Genomic DNA, 15345 nt, shown 5'->3' with positions numbered 1-15345 from the left:
ATGCATCTGGTGATGACATTCTGAAGCGTATTCGTGAACAACATTTGTTGATTCCAGTGATTTTTATCACTGCAAAGGACCATATTCATGATCGTGTGGAGGGATTAGATTTAGGAGCAAACGACTATTTAGTTAAGCCTTTTAACTTAGAGGAACTTTCTGCAAGAATCCGCGCACAACTAAGACAATCTCAGAAGCAGACAGGAGCATACCTTTGTTTTGCTGATTTAAAACTCGATCCTAATGCGAAGACCGTTTTGAAAGCCGGTGAAACGGTAAATTTAACTGCTAAAGAGTTTCAAATTTTATATAAGTTAATGCAAAATCCAAATCATATTGTCACCCGTGAGCAACTCGAAGAATCATTATATGCTTGGGGAGAGGAGATTGAGAGTAATGCGATAGAGGTCTTCATATATCAAATTCGAAAAAAAATTGGTAGCCAACTAATCAAAACTATTCGTGGTTTAGGTTATAGAATGAACTTGGGTTGAACCAATGAAAACCGTCTCATTGCAAAATCAATTAATTAAGACCTCCTTAATCAGCTCAGTCATGGTAGGCAGCTTAGCGCTACTCATATTTGTAGTTGTCTCTGTTTATCAAACCATGCATGTGCAAGATGAAATCATGGATGAGATATCAGATATGCTGCTTCTTTCTGATCTAACCACCAGCTCAGGGAAGCAAATTGATGAGTTAAGTGAACAATTTGATATTCAATACAGATTGAAAAATTCACAACTTGTTTTAACACAATCAGAAGGTTTTCCATTAGATCAAGAACCTCACATTTTTCCTAATGATCATCAGTACGGATTCTTTTGGCAGAATCATCAATTGTGGCGGAGTTATGTTGCGAAAGATCATCAAGCAAATATGAATGTATTGGTGATACAACCGTTAGAGGAAAGATTTGAAGAATTATTGCACAGTTTCGCAGCTTACATCTTGATTTTACTTATGGTGTGGTCATTACAATGGATGATCTTATATTTTTTAATTAAGCGACAGTTCAAAGCAGTACATAAACTTTCTAAGCAAATTTCAGCAAAAAATGCAGAAGACTTAAGTCCCATTAAGTTTGCTGAATTTGAGGTGAGAGAATTACAACCAATCCTAGCTCAATTGAATTATTTGCTTAAACGTTTAGATAATTCATTAAAAGCAGAACAACGCTTTACTGCTGATGCTTCCCATGAGCTAAGATCACCTCTTTCTGCGATTCAGTTGCGCCTACAATTATTACAACGAAAATATCCAGAACGTGCAAAAGAGCTAGATAGCATACAATTAGATGTCTCTCGTGGAATTCAAACACTGGAAAATTTACTTTTACTCGCGCGTTTAGATCCTGAACATCCAGAACATTTGCCAAAGACATATTTTGATTTAAATGCGATGATGAAACTTCTTTTATCTGACTTTTCAACTGCGATCGAAACAAAAAAATTGGAAATTTTTTATAAAAATATCTTAATTGATAAAAAGTTAGATATTTTTGCTAATGAACAATTAATTTATACCTGCCTGCGAAATATTTTAGATAATGCAATTCGATATTCAGAAGCAAATTATTCAATTCATATAAAACTTGATGATGATTCAGATTACATTAATTTAACAATCGAAAATCAAGGTGCTGGACTCGATACAGAAGTGTTAGAACGTTTAGGTGAGCGATTCTTTAGGGTGTTGGGAACGAAAACACAAGGTTCAGGTTTAGGGTTATCAATTTGTAAAAAAATAATAGAACTTCATCGTGGTAGGATCACTTTTGCACAATCATCAATTGGTGGATTAAAGATACAAATACAATTGCCTAAAACTATTTAACGAACAAAAAGAGCAGTACGCGCTGACATACTGCTATTCCCACGTTTATTGTTCTTATGCGTTTATTCTTCTATTAATCTTATTTAGTTAAAATTAATCGATTGTTACGAGTAAGGCGTAGGCGATACTCTTCACCTGCATGCATGATACGAATTTCACGTCCTAAGGCAAACAAGTTGTTTGAATGTAACATTGGCAAAGATTGAGCTGAATCTGTACTGCGGGTAAAAAGATTAAAAGGTGCGTTCATTTGTTATGCTCCGTGGTGTGTTTTTTAATGTTTTAAATGATAATCATTATCGAATAGACCTGTCAATGCAAATTTCATTATTTTACAAAATGATCAAATTATTTATTCTTTGACATGTGAATTGGGTTACAAACTCATTAGAATGAATTTTAAAATATCAAGGATTTTAGATGGTTATGGCAAAAGCTACTGTTGATGTTGCAATCGCAATTCTATTACATAAATCTAAAGTGCTAGTTGGATGGCGACAAGTAAACCAACATCAAGGTAATAAGCATGAATTTCCTGGTGGGAAAATTGAGGAAGGTGAAACACCTGAGCAAGCTTGCCGCAGAGAGGTCTATGAGGAGGTAGGAATCGGGTTAAAGGAGTGGCATCAGTTCGATGTTATTAGACATGAATATGAAGATATTATTGTTACTTTACATCTATTGCATACGTATGTTCCTGATGAGCTTTTAAATTTAATCCATCAACCATGGTCTTGGTTTAGTAGAGATCAACTCGCGGACTTAAACTTTCCAAAAGCAAATTCAACGATTATAGAGCGATTGATCTGGTCTCACTTGATCAAAATTAGTGATCAAGTTGATGAATTACCGAAAACTAATTCACAAATGTATTTACGTATAGAAAGTAAAGATATTGAAAAACTTCAACAGCAATTAATTAAATTGTCTGAACAGCAATTATTGAAGCTGATTGTTAATGTGGATGTTTGGCAACAATTAAATACGGTGTTGCAAGAAAAAATTAAGACAGTCCACCTTAAACAATTTCAGTTAATGCAACTGAAAAAGGGTGATTTGGTTGTGGCTAAACGTTATATCGCTGCTTGCCATGATGCTGTTTCACTACAACATGCGCATCAGATTGGTTGTGATGCGATTTTTTTAAGCCCTGTAAATCCGACAGCAACTCATCCAAATAGCAAAGTACTTGGTTGGGACGGATTTGCAGCATTAGCTCAAAATAGTGATATTCCAGTTTTTGCTCTAGGAGGCGTTGCGCCAGCAGATTTAGAACAAGCCCAAAAACACAATGCTTATGGGCTTGCTGGAATACGACAATTCAGTTCAATTTAACCAATTAAAGAGCTTGAATTGCTCGACGTGCTTCTTGAGCTTTTACAGGATGATTTCGTGCTTCGCTGGCTTTAAGTACGATCATCCAGAGTTGTTTTTTCATTGAGTTGCTTTGTGCATAACTTAACCCACGACGTGCTAAAGCTTCAGCATTTGCATACTGTTTGCGTTGATCTGCAATTAAGGCTAGATAAAGGTAAGTTTCAGACGCTTGAGGTGCAATACGCTGAGCCTGCAAAGCATATCGTTCAGCTTCAGCGAGTTGCTTCTGTTTATATGCCGCTTGAGTCTTCTGCATTAATGTTCTAAATGCAGGTAACTGACTCCCGTCATTAAATTTCTGCTGTACTTTTTGTTGTGGTACAACAACCTCCACATTTTTACGTTTTATTTCTTTTTGCTCATAAGGTGTAATTTTTACACCCGAAGAAGGTGGTGTAACCTTCTTCTTTTGAGTTGTAGTGGTTGATGGCTGATTCATCGGTTTTGAAGTGCTCTTTTCAGGTGTTAGGGTACAGCCACCCATAACTAACATAGCAGTAAGAACTGTTACTTTTTTCATCATTTCAAATCATTCCTTTGAGTTTAATTCTCGCCGTTGTAGCTACCGCTAGAAATAATTCTTGTAGAGGAGTGATTTGATAAATCATTGCCCATTTCTGTTTCACTTTCTCGAATGTAGTTACTAATACCATCGCTTTCATTGCCTTGATTGTCTTCAGTCGATGGGTTGTAAGTCGGTTCAACTTCATAGTGCGATAAACCACAAGTAGTAGCTCGACGGGGAACTGTTTGGCGAAGCAAAGGAATATACATTGCACCATCACAACCTTGAGCAGATAAATCACCGCTAGCACTATCAATCCATTGCCATTGAACATTATCTGTTTGACGTAAATTCACGGGTTCTTGGCGAAGTTGCTTCATGACATTCGTCCAAACAGGTAAAGCGCCTGATGAACCTGTTAAACCTGTTATTTTGTTGTCGTCTAAACCTAACCAAACTACCGCAACATGATTACCAGAATATCCTGCGAACCAAGAGTCACGCGTATCATTTGTTGTGCCTGACTTACCAGCTAAATTTAGAGACTCAGGTAAACTGCTATATGCTGAACGACCTGTACCTGAACGCATTACTTGTTGTAAACCATAATTCAAAATATATGCCGCAGCAGGGTCAATCGTTTGTTGTACGTTTAGACCATATCGTTCTAATAAACGACCTTTAGCATCAACAACAGTGCGTATTGAACGAGGTGGATATTTGAAACCACCAGTAGCGAAGTTTCCATAAATACTTAATACCTCCATCGGTGACATATTGACTGCACCTAGATAGATTGAAGGATAAGCTGGAATGTCTGAAGTTACTCCAAATTGCTTTAATTTATTACTAAAGGTTGATAAGCCAAACTCATTGGCAAGACGTACTGTAGATAAGTTGTATGAATTTGCTAATGCCTGTTGCATTGGTACTACGCCATGTTCGCCACCACTATAGTTTTTAGGCGTCCAACTTTTATCTCCATCAATAGGGATATTGACAGCAGTATCTTCAATAGGGGTAGCCCATGTGTAGCGACCAGATTCTATTGCATTCAAATAGATAATTGGTTTGAGTAATGAACCAACCTGACGTTTAGCATCAAGTGCGCGGTTAAATCCAGTAAAATCTTGAGTAGAACCAACAGCTGCGATTAACTCACCATTTTCAGGATGGGCAACAAGAACAGCACCTTGAAGATTCTTTAAACGAGAAGGGTTGCTACCTGCTAAGCGTTCTACAGAGCTTTTAAAAGCATTTTGAACTTGAGTTTGAGCTATTGGATCAAGTGTCGTAAAGATTTTTAAGCCTTGATTGGTAATATCACTTTCTTGATATTCTGTGCGTAGTTGGCGACGAACAATATCAAGAAAATCTGGGAATTTAGCAGGGCCTAAACTTGGTTTACTGACAACATTTAAAGGACGTGCAATTTCATCTTGATATTCAGCTTCTGTTAAATAGCCCATGACCAACATGTTATTCAATACGATGTCACGACGTTTTTTAGCTGATTCTGGATTGCGCCAAGGATTGTATAATGATGGACCTTGAACCAAGCCTACTAGGAATGCTTGCTGAGAAATATTAAGTTCACGTAATGGTAAACCAAAATAAAATTGTGAAGCTAAACCGTAACCATTAATTGAGTAGTTGCCATTTTGTCCAAGATTAACTTCATTTAGATACGCTTCAAGAATTTCATCTTTGCTGTAATGAAGTTCAATCAATAAAGCCATTAACGCTTCATTTACTTTTCTTTTGAGCGTTTTTTCAGGAGAAAGGTAGAAGTTCTTGACCAATTGTTGTGTTAGTGTTGAACCACCTTGTCGTTTTCCGCCAGTTGCGTTACTCACTAAAGCACGAGCTGTACCACGAATCGAGACACCATGATGTTGATAAAAATTTCGATCCTCTGTTGAAATGAGTGCTTCAATCAACGGTTTTGGTACTTTATTTAATTTTATGAGTACGCGATCTTCATTATGTTGAGGGTAAATACCACCAATCAATAAAGGCTCTAAACGAGCAACACCCGTATTTGATGGTTTAGTTGATCTAATTTCACTCACTTGACCGTCGATAAATGCAACTTCAAGCACTTGCTCTGGTTCAGTTGTATCACCGTAATCAAAACCACGAGTGTGGACATACATTTGATTACCTTGAATAACATAGCTTCCAGATTTATCGTAATTAGAAGTGTTTTTATAGCCCAAGAGTTTTAACTCTTGAGTAAAATTCTCTTGAGTAATCGGCGCGTTCGCATAGATTTCTAAAGGACGAGCAAATACTTTGGCAGGAATATCCCAACGCTGCCCCTCAAACTTATTGCGGATAATATTATCTAAACGGATCAAATAGATACTAAAAGCAATAAATACACCGATCACTAAAATTGAAAAAATTAGTGCTAGAAAACCGATACCACGTTCACACTTCATAGATTTGCGATAAAACCAAAACAATGAGGGTAATGATGCGATAGCTTATAAGCAATTTGCAATCATAAAACTGTCAATAAATAGCAACATGAAATAAAAACTTTAAGAAAGTGTTGACATTATTCGTATAAAAAAACAACGAATATACATTTTTATACTTTTTAATCAATCATCAACGAAATTTGCACTGTTAATGATATGATAGGCAGGAATCGCGACGGAGCTGAATTATTCGTGCAAATTTCACATAAATCCTTTCGAAATATTGGTCTAATTGGGCGACCAGACAAGTATTCTGTTGTAGAAACGTTATGTTTAATCCATGATCATTTGATCACTTTAGGTTTAAACCCTGTATTCGACCAAGAAACTGCACAACTCGTTCCGTATAGTCATGGACAAACGGTTAGCCGAAATTTACTTGGTGAAGTTGTAGATCTTGTGATTGTTGTAGGAGGGGATGGTTCTTTACTCCATGCAGCACGTGCTTTAGTTCGTTACAACACACCAGTGATTGGGATTAACCGAGGTCGATTAGGATTTTTAACCGACATCAAACCTGCTGAAGCAATTTTTAAACTTGATCAAGTTTTGCAAGGACATTTTCAGTTAGATCGCCGTTTCTTATTAGAAATGGAAGTAAGAACTAACAATGAAACGATTTATGATGCAATTGCATTGAATGATGTAGTTTTACACTCAGGAAAATCAGTTCATATGATTGATTTTGAGCTGAGCATCGATGGTCAGTATGTTTATCGACAACATAGTGATGGTTTAATTGTTTCAACGCCAACAGGTTCAACAGCATATGCTTTATCTGGTGGTGGACCTATTTTACATCCGAGCATGGATGCGATCGCTTTAGTTCCGATGCACCCACATACGCTTTCATCAAGACCAATCGTCGTTGGTGGGCACAGTGAAGTTAAAATTACGATACGAGAAAATCGCGTATTACCGATGGTGAGCGCAGATGGACAACACAGTGTGGCATTAAATGTTGGCGACACAGTGCATATTCGTAAACATCCGTTTAAACTAAGCTTATTACATCCACCTGGTTATGATTTTTATATGGCTTGCCGTACTAAACTGGGTTGGAATCAAGATTTTGAATCTTTTCAACAGGATGAATCATGAATATTGAACAAATGCTCGCTATTTTAAATCCTGAAATCGTTGAGCGTCTTAAAACAGCTGTTGAAATTGGTAAATGGCCAAATGGTATTGCATTGACTAAAGAGCAGCGCGAGATTTGTATGCAAGCTGTATACGCTTGGGAAATGGAAAATTTACCTGAAGAACAGCGTAGCGGTTATATCGATCGTGGTACAAAAGAAGAAGGTGAGGAATGTGATGACGATCATCACAAGAATGAACCTGAATTTAAACCGATTCGTTTCGTTTAATTATAAAAAGCTCAGTATTAACTGAGCTTTTTATTTTATACCTAGTGCACTCGTGTTTCCCAAAGTTCTTTCGCTTTAGTCATCGCTTCACCATAACTATTTACAGCACTCATCGTATATAAAGCGATTCCCATTGTTTCAATCACGGCCACTTCACCATATTCATGTGTTTGCTCACCCAACCAAACCGCTTTAAATATTGCTAAATCAAGTTCTTCTTCAATAGGACTACGATCTGGTGTCAGTTTAGGTAGTTCATGCTCGTACAATTCACCGTTCTTAATCCCACAAATTAAAGTCTTGGCATCAGGATTGCGCTCAAACTCCCCACCTTCACCTTTTATCACAGCGCTATTTTTATAGCCTAATCGAAAAGCTGTTTGTTGGTGTGATGATCTGTAAGCAGGGTGGAAAATTGCCTGTAAAGTTGCCTTTGCATTAAATGGATTAATTAAGCGCGCCAGTGTATGAATTGGTGAGCGAAGACCCATTACATTTCTGAGTGATATTAGATCACTTAAAATAGGTGATATTGTTTCAAGTGGTAAGTAAGCAAAATGATGTTGTTCAAGTTGCTGTTTTACCTCTTGTTGATTATGGCAAATTGGGTAGCCTAAATATTCTAACACCTGTTCAGTATAAACACGGTTAATTGTGTGACCCGATGCTCCATGCATTACAATTTTATAACCATGATGAGCTAATGTTAAAGCTGCAAGAATGAACCATGGATAATGCTTACGTTTTCCAGCATATGAAGACCAATCTAGATCAACATCTAAAGATTCAAAGTTGAGTTGATCACGTGTTGCTTGAACAAAACCTGCAAGTTCATCAACAGATTCCTCTTTGACACGCAAAAGCATTAAAAATGCGCCAAGTTGAACATCTAGCACTTCATTTTTCAAAATCATGCTAAATGCTTGATATGCTTCTTCATAGCTTAAAGAGCGCGATCCTGTTTTACCTTTACCTAAAATACGAACATATTGAGCAAACGGATGTTCTGCGGTTTTATAAATATTTCGTTTGGTATTCATGATAATTCTGATGTGATCGATAACTAGAAAATAATATGACATAAAGTTAGCTGTGTTGAGTAATAAACGCTGAGATAAATTCGGTTTAATTTGTTTGGCGAAATATTAAACATTACAAGCGAAATTATTGACCGAATCAGTCTAGTGAATTGATGCAAACGGACCATGACATCAACTTGAAAAATCATTAGCATGACTGCGAAACAAACTTTTAAGAACAAAGAAAGCGAAAGGAAATAGCGATGTTAGCTTACGATGCAGATTTGGAACTCTTCCGTGATAACTTCAAACGTTTTATGAGTGAGCATGTTGCTCCACATTATGATCAATGGGAACGTGAAGGCATTATGCCGCGCTCAGTTTGGAATTTACTGGGTGAAAATGGTTTCTTATGTGTAGATGTACCTGAAGAGTACGGTGGCTATGGTGTGCCAACACATTATTCATTGATGTTGGTTGAAGAGTCTGCTCGTGCGGGATATTGTGCTTTATCGACAGCAATTTCATGTCACTCTGAAATTGCTGCTCCTTATATTCAACATATTGGTACAGAAGAGCAAAAACAATATTGGTTACCAAAAATGGTATCAGGTGAGGCAGTTGGTGCAATAGGTATGACCGAGCCAGGTGCGGGTTCTGATTTGCAGGCTATGCGTACTAGTGCAATCCTACAAGGTGATCACTACATTCTAAATGGATCAAAAACATTTATTTCAAATGGTCAACATGCAGATGTTGTTGTTCTTGCAGTAAAAACTGATCCACAAGCACGTGCTAAGGGTGTATCGTTACTACTGGTCGATACTCATCTCGAAGGTTTCAAGAAAGGCACTAACCTCGATAAAATTGGCTTGCACTCGCAAGATACGTCTGAATTGTTCTTTGATAATGTTAAAGTACCTAAAGATCAATTGCTTGGTAATGCTGGTTCTGGTTTTGCTTATTTGATGCAAGAATTGCCTCGTGAACGTACAGCAATTGCATCTACAGCTTTAGGTGCAATTCGTGGTGCAATTGATTTAGCTACTGCTTATGTAAAAGAGCGTCAAGCATTTGGTCAGGCAATTTCGCAGTTCCAAAATACGCGTTTTGTATTGGCTCAAGCGAAGATTGATGAGTTGGCAACAGCAGCTTTCTACAATCAGAACGTAGAGCTTTATATGGAAGGTAAGCTAGATGTTGAAACGGCTGCTGCACTGAAGAGTTTCAGTACAGATATGCAAATGAAGGTATCTGATAACTTACTTCAGTTATTTGGTGGTTATGGTTATATGACTGAATATCCAATCTCACGTTTCTTTGTTGATGCTCGTATTCAACGTATTTATGGTGGTACCAACGAGATTATGAAAGAAATCGTAGCTCGTGGATTGATTGGTAAATCATAAGCCAACTTTGATATCCTAAGCCTGCTTTTTAGCAGGCTTTTTTATTGTTCTTCTGTTGAATATTGAATCACTGGATAAGTTTTTTGTTTAGGGAGTTTGTGTAAAGCATTGTTGATATCAAGCAGAAATTTATCTGCTTCATCTTGGTTTGGCCAATGATTATTATATTGACTTCTTTTTTGATTATTCACACTACATCCTGTAACTTCCATATTCTCTGGATTAAATGACCAATCATTTGGATTTTTCAAAGTAACGTCCAATGCACTATCACAACTTTTCCAGAGCTTTACGAATGAATTTTCTGTTTGAGGTTTCAGCTCTTTAACAGGATAAATAGAATAGCCTTTCATTTCTGAATTAAAAAATTGGATAAATAGATAAGAGGGCATTCCTCCCCAATTGATCGCCGTATTTGGTGGGAGTTCAATACTTGTTAAATCTTTTTCATTTAATGGATGTTGCTGTTGGTCTTTTTGAAATGAATTTTTTGATTTGTATTTGAGTTTGGTTGCGTTAGGAACAGTTATTCCTCTGATTTGAGTTGTTGTCGTTGTAACATAATAGGGTGAAGAATCTTTATTACATCCTGTTGGATTATAGCAGCCTATGCATCCTGCTAGACTTGTGGCGATTACGCTAATCAGTAAAGGTGTTTTTATATTCATTATCATGGATGGCATCAATTTTTATTTATTACAGATTTTATCAAACTTGATTGAATTTTGTCTGTTGTGATTGAATAAAGCGGAATCTGATGCTTGATGAATAATTTTAAAAACAAAGGTCGGGATTGTAATGATTTGCGAAAAACCATTTATAAAAATACGCAAGGGCTTTGACCTAAGCAAAAAGAGTTAAATCTTCGCGTGTTTAAAGCGTTAAAGTCTTGTTATACTAGCTTCGCATAACAGTTCATAGATGAATTGTAACCCATTTATATAGATGATTTTGCTGAGGCTGCATTCAATGGTAAACGATGGACAAAACACATCGACGTCACTTAATTTAGAACAAATTCGTAATGATATAGATAGTGTTGATCAACAAATCCAAGAATTACTTAACCGTCGAGCTACGCTGGCTGAAGCTGTAGCAAAAGCAAAATTTGCAGCTGAAGAAAACCCATTATTTTATCGTCCTGAACGTGAGGCTCAAGTTCTCCGCAAGGTGATGGAACGTAATCAAGGTCCATTGTCTGATGCGACGATGGCACGTTTATTTCGTGAAATCATGTCCGCTTGTTTAGCACTTGAAGCACCTCAAAGCATTGCATTTTTAGGTCCTGAAGGTACATATACGCATTCAGCTGTGCTAAAACATTTTGGTAAAGATGCAGTTGTGCGCCCATTGCCAACGATTGATGAAGTGTTCCGTGAAGTTGAAGCTGGTGGTGCGCATTATGGTGTTGTTCCAGTTGAGAATTCATCAGAAGGTATCGTAAACCACACTTTAGATTGCTTTAAATCATCTACTTTAAATGTGATTGGTGAAGTAGAACTTCGCATTCATCATCAATTTCTCGTATCTGAAAATACTCGTAAAGACAGCATCAAACAGATTTATGCACATCAACAAACCCTTGCTCAATGTCGCAAATGGTTAGATGCGCATTATCCAGGTGTAGAGCGTGTAGCGCTTAATTCAAATGCGGAAGCTGCTCGCCGTATTCGTAATGAGTGGCATTCTGCCGCTATTGCTTCAGATATTGCTGCAAGTATGTATAACTTAGAGATATTACATAGCAACATTGAAGATAACCCTGAAAATACGACTCGTTTCCTTGTGATTGGTCGCGAGAAAATTCCACAAAGTGGTAATGATAAAACGTCTTTACTGATTTCTGCACATGATCGTGCGGGTGCTTTATTGGAAATCCTTGCGCCATTTGCCAAACATAAAATTAGTTTGACTAGTATTGAAACTCGTCCAGCGCTTCCTGAGAAATGGGCTTATGTTTTCTTCATTGATTTGGAAGGGCATATTGATCAAGAAAATGTAGCTGCAGCATTAGATGAAATTCGACCTAATGTAAAAGAATTGCGAGTTTTGGGTTCATATCCTATCGCTGTTTTATAGTTCAATTTATTTTAAATCCGTTCCAGTCTCCCTTTTTAAAGGGAGATACTTTCCGATCTTTTTTAAAGAGAGGTTAGAGAGATTTTCAGATAGGCAAAAATGTTTTATGTCTCAACCATTATTTAATAAAGTTGCATTTATTGGGCTTGGGCTGATAGGGTCGAGTCTTGCTCGTGTGATTGTGGCAGAACAGCTTGCTGGTCAAATTGTTGCGTCAACACGCTCAAAAAAAACACTAGAAGATGCCAAAACACTAGGGCTTATTCAACACGGTTATGCAACACCTGAAGAAGCTGTTCAAGATGCAGATTTAATTGTTTTAGCCTTACCTGTCAGAGCGACGCAAAAAGTACTTGAACAGATCAAACCTTACCTAACTGAAAATGTCATTATCACAGATGTTGGTAGTACTAAAGGTAATGTGGTTGAAGCTGCTAAAGCGGTCTTTGGTGAAAATTTACCTATAGGTTTTGTACCAGGACATCCAATTGCAGGTGCAGAACATACAGGTGTGCATGCGGGTAAAGTTGATTTATTTGCCAATCATAAAGTGATTTTGACGCCACTACCGACTAGTGCAGATTGGGCTGTTGAGAAGTTGATTCAACTATGGTCTGCTGCAAAAGCAGAAGTTATATGCATGGATGTGAAGAAGCATGATGAAGTGCTTGCACATACAAGCCACTTACCACATTTGATGGCATTTAATTTAGTTGAGCAGCTTGCAAACCGTGAAGATAATTTAGATATTTTTCGCTATGCTGCAGGTGGTTTTCGTGATTTCTCACGTATCGCAGCAAGTGATCCTCAGATGTGGCATGACATTTTCTTTGCCAATAAAACTGCAATCTTGAATGCTGTTGATGGCTTTGAACAGCAATTGTCGATTTTAAAGAAATTGATTGCACAGGAAGATTCCCAAGCGTTGATGGGACTGCTCGGGCATGCTCAAGCAGCACGTCAGCACTTTAACCATATGTTGGCCAAAAAACCTTTGATGGAGAAAAACAAGGTGACACAGCAATTTACCATTTTACCAGGAAAGAAAACATTTACAGGTAAATTCACCGTACCGGGTGACAAGTCTGTGTCACATCGCTCTATCATGTTTGGTGCGATTGCAGAAGGCACAACTCATGTAACAGGTTTCTTGGAAGGCGAAGATGCTTTAGCAACTCTCCAAGCTTTTCGTGATATGGGAGTGAGCATCGAAGGTCCAAAGAATGGCGAAGTGACGATTCATGGCGTTGGAATGCAAGGTCTAAAAGCACCTGCTGGTGCTTTATACATGGGTAACTCAGGCACAAGTATGCGCTTGTTGTCTGGAATGCTTTCTGCTCAAAAATTTGATTCTGTCATGACTGGTGATGCATCGCTGTCTAAGCGTCCAATGGAACGTATTGCAAAACCATTGCGTTTGATGGGTGCGCAAATTCAAACCACAGGTGAGAAAGGTACACCGCCAGTTAGCATTACGGGTAGCCAAGTTTTAAAGGGTATTGATTACGACTTGCCAATGGCTTCGGCTCAAGTCAAATCAGGTATTTTACTAGCAGGTCTATGGGCTGAAGGTGAAACTTCGGTAACAGAACCAGAGCCAACGCGTGATCACACAGAACGTATGTTGCGTGCTTTTGGTTATGATGTGAAAACCGAAGGCAATAAAATCTCACTTGTGGGTGGTGGTAAGTTAGTCGGTACTGATATTCAAGTTCCTTCTGATATTTCATCGGCTGCATTCTTCATGGTGGGTGCCGCAATCACAGAAGGTGCTGATGTAATTCTTGAAGCTGTTGGAATCAATCCAACACGTACTGGTGTGATTGAAATTCTTAAACAGATGGGTGCTGATTTGACGGTAGAAAATGAGCGTATTGCAGGTGGTGAACCTATCGCAGATATTCATATCAAAGGTTCTCGTACACTCAAGGGTATTCACATGCCTGAAGATCAAGTACCTTTGGCAATTGATGAGTTCCCAGCATTATTCATTGCTGCAGCATGTGCGGAAGGTCAAACAGTATTAACTGGTGCTGCTGAATTACGTGTCAAAGAATCTGATCGTATCCAAGTGATGGCAGATGGTTTGAAAATCATGGGCATCGATTGTACGCCAACAGAAGACGGTATCATTATCGAAGGTAAAGGCAAATCAGGTGATTGGTCTGCAATCTTTAATGGTGGCGAGATTGAATCACACCATGACCATCGCATAGCAATGAGTTTCAGTATTGCTGGTTTAAGAACCGCTGGTGCGATTACAATTCATGGTACAGAGACGGTTGCGACTAGTTTCCCAACTTTTACTGAACTAGCAAATGCTGCTGGTTTGGATTTACAAGTTGTGAACCAATAATGTGTAGGATAGCAGCATTTAATTCAATAAATGCTGCTATCTCAAGCTGATTTATAACAATAAAGTTTCAAATCTCTCATCTCGATTGAAAAATAATTAAGTTTTGCTTTGTACATATCTAATCGGGTCGAAATTCCTAAAATTTGAACAAGAGGTAAGACAATCGGCTAATCAATTAAAGACAATTGTATATATAATAATTCATACCGCTGCAGTAGGCTTTACTCTGCGATCCAGAGTTAAAAAACATAAAAATAGAGGGAATACCATGAGAACGTTGCAATTCATAGCAGATTGCCTAAAACATGGATTGATCGATCATCCACCGAATGAATGTTACATTACTCAAGAGTATGTAGCAGCGTTATTGTATAAGCAATTAGAACAATATGGTTTTGATGCTCAACACATTCGACATGAACATCAAAAGATTGAAGTTCGTATAGATAACCATCATTTGCCACTCTCTATTTTATGTTCTCAGCAAGATGCGGAAGGACATATCTTGTGTCAAATTTCAGCCAATCCACAGCAAGAACAAGCATGGTTTGAACGTATAGAGACACAAAGCATCATTCGTCAATTAGCTCAAGCTGTTGAAAATAGTTTAAAAGCTGAACATAGTTTTTCTGATTTTGTTTGGAAATCTTAACTACATATTTTTTAGCTCTATATATAAAGTGGATAACAAATCTGTTGATCCACTTTTTTTATTAATATTAATTAGAAATATTTATTTTTATAGTGACATTATTTAATAAAAATTAACAAATGAAAAAATAATAGTGTTTGAATTTTGAGCTACTTTTCTATTAATTTAAAAATGATTTTTAACAAAGAATTACTCAATCTCCTCCTTTAATTCATAATATTTTTCCAGAGAATTAATATGACCACTATATCTAGTA

General features: G+C 37.4%; 14 protein-coding genes. 9 read left to right on the top strand and 5 right to left on the bottom strand.

Annotation, left to right across the window (positions count from 1 at the left end; translation table 11 throughout):
• Together IRT38_RS11780 and IRT38_RS11775 are read left to right on the top strand one after the other, a co-directional pair.
• On the top strand, nt 1-494 hold a 494-nt coding region (locus IRT38_RS11780; protein WP_194597792.1), incomplete at its 5' end, for a response regulator transcription factor.
• A gap of 4 nt (nt 495-498) precedes the next feature.
• A complete protein-coding gene (locus IRT38_RS11775; protein WP_194597791.1) occupies nt 499-1836 on the top strand; it encodes a sensor histidine kinase in 1338 nt (445 codons plus the stop codon).
• A gap of 79 nt (nt 1837-1915) precedes the next feature.
• On the opposite strand, the gene hemP is transcribed toward IRT38_RS11775, so the two are convergent.
• Nucleotides 1916-2086, bottom strand: coding sequence for a hemin uptake protein HemP (gene hemP / locus IRT38_RS11770; protein WP_004638676.1), 171 nt, complete (start codon nt 2084-2086; stop codon nt 1916-1918).
• Between the two features lie 176 nt (nt 2087-2262).
• On the opposite strand from hemP, the gene IRT38_RS11765 reads away from it, so the two are divergent.
• Nucleotides 2263-3171 (top strand): thiamine phosphate synthase, encoded by a 909-nt coding sequence (locus IRT38_RS11765; RefSeq protein ID WP_194597790.1) that lies wholly within the window; start codon nt 2263-2265, stop codon nt 3169-3171.
• A gap of 4 nt (nt 3172-3175) precedes the next feature.
• Here IRT38_RS11765 and IRT38_RS11760 read toward each other — a convergent pair whose 3' ends face one another.
• Nucleotides 3176-3736: a tetratricopeptide repeat protein gene (locus IRT38_RS11760; RefSeq protein ID WP_039047850.1), complete on the bottom strand. Its 561-nt coding sequence runs from the start codon at nt 3734-3736 to the stop codon at nt 3176-3178.
• 20 nt (nt 3737-3756) lie between these two features.
• On the bottom strand, nt 3757-6162 hold the full coding sequence (mrcB, locus tag IRT38_RS11755; RefSeq protein WP_194597789.1) for a penicillin-binding protein 1B: 2406 nt from the start codon (nt 6160-6162) through the stop codon (nt 3757-3759).
• Nucleotides 6163-6396: 234 nt separating this feature from the next.
• Here mrcB and IRT38_RS11750 point away from each other — a divergent pair, with 234 nt between their 5' ends.
• Together IRT38_RS11750 and IRT38_RS11745 are read left to right on the top strand one after the other, a co-directional pair.
• Entirely contained in the window at nt 6397-7305 is a 909-nt protein-coding gene (locus tag IRT38_RS11750; RefSeq protein WP_005402512.1) for an NAD(+) kinase, read from the top strand.
• The gene (locus tag IRT38_RS11745; protein ID WP_004911635.1) at nt 7302-7574 is read left to right on the top strand and encodes a YeaC family protein; all 273 of its coding nucleotides are present in this window, start codon (nt 7302-7304) and stop codon (nt 7572-7574) included. The genes IRT38_RS11750 and IRT38_RS11745 overlap by 4 nt, the downstream gene beginning before the upstream one ends.
• Nucleotides 7575-7615: 41 nt before the next feature.
• Here the strand turns inward: IRT38_RS11745 and IRT38_RS11740 are convergent, their stop codons facing one another.
• The gene (locus IRT38_RS11740; protein ID WP_194597788.1) at nt 7616-8614 is read right to left on the bottom strand and encodes a glycosyl transferase family protein; all 999 of its coding nucleotides are present in this window, start codon (nt 8612-8614) and stop codon (nt 7616-7618) included.
• 242 nt (nt 8615-8856) lie between these two features.
• Between IRT38_RS11740 and IRT38_RS11735 the strand changes: the two genes are divergently transcribed.
• Entirely contained in the window at nt 8857-10002 is a 1146-nt protein-coding gene (locus IRT38_RS11735; protein ID WP_004962299.1) for an acyl-CoA dehydrogenase family protein, read from the top strand.
• 41 nt (nt 10003-10043) lie between these two features.
• Here IRT38_RS11735 and IRT38_RS11730 read toward each other — a convergent pair whose 3' ends face one another.
• Entirely contained in the window at nt 10044-10670 is a 627-nt protein-coding gene (locus IRT38_RS11730; protein WP_194597787.1) for a hypothetical protein, read from the bottom strand.
• 301 nt (nt 10671-10971) lie between these two features.
• Between IRT38_RS11730 and pheA the strand changes: the two genes are divergently transcribed.
• The 3 genes from pheA (at nt 10972) to IRT38_RS11715 (ending at nt 15089) form a co-directional block, all read left to right on the top strand.
• Nucleotides 10972-12081, top strand: a complete 1110-nt coding sequence (gene pheA / locus IRT38_RS11725) for a prephenate dehydratase (protein ID WP_004911627.1) — start codon at nt 10972-10974, stop codon at nt 12079-12081.
• A gap of 106 nt (nt 12082-12187) precedes the next feature.
• Nucleotides 12188-14437 carry a bifunctional prephenate dehydrogenase/3-phosphoshikimate 1-carboxyvinyltransferase gene (locus IRT38_RS11720; protein ID WP_194597786.1) on the top strand — a complete coding sequence of 750 codons (2250 nt, stop codon included), beginning with the start codon at nt 12188-12190 and terminating at the stop codon, nt 14435-14437.
• A gap of 268 nt (nt 14438-14705) precedes the next feature.
• Nucleotides 14706-15089, top strand: a complete 384-nt coding sequence (locus IRT38_RS11715) for a hypothetical protein (RefSeq protein WP_194597785.1) — start codon at nt 14706-14708, stop codon at nt 15087-15089.
• Nucleotides 15090-15345: the final 256 nt, after the last annotated feature.

This window comes from Acinetobacter sp. SK-43 (assembly GCF_015351505.1).
Classification (GTDB): Bacteria; Pseudomonadota; Gammaproteobacteria; order Pseudomonadales; family Moraxellaceae; genus Acinetobacter; species Acinetobacter junii.
This window is presented reverse-complemented; position numbering and strand designations above follow the sequence as displayed.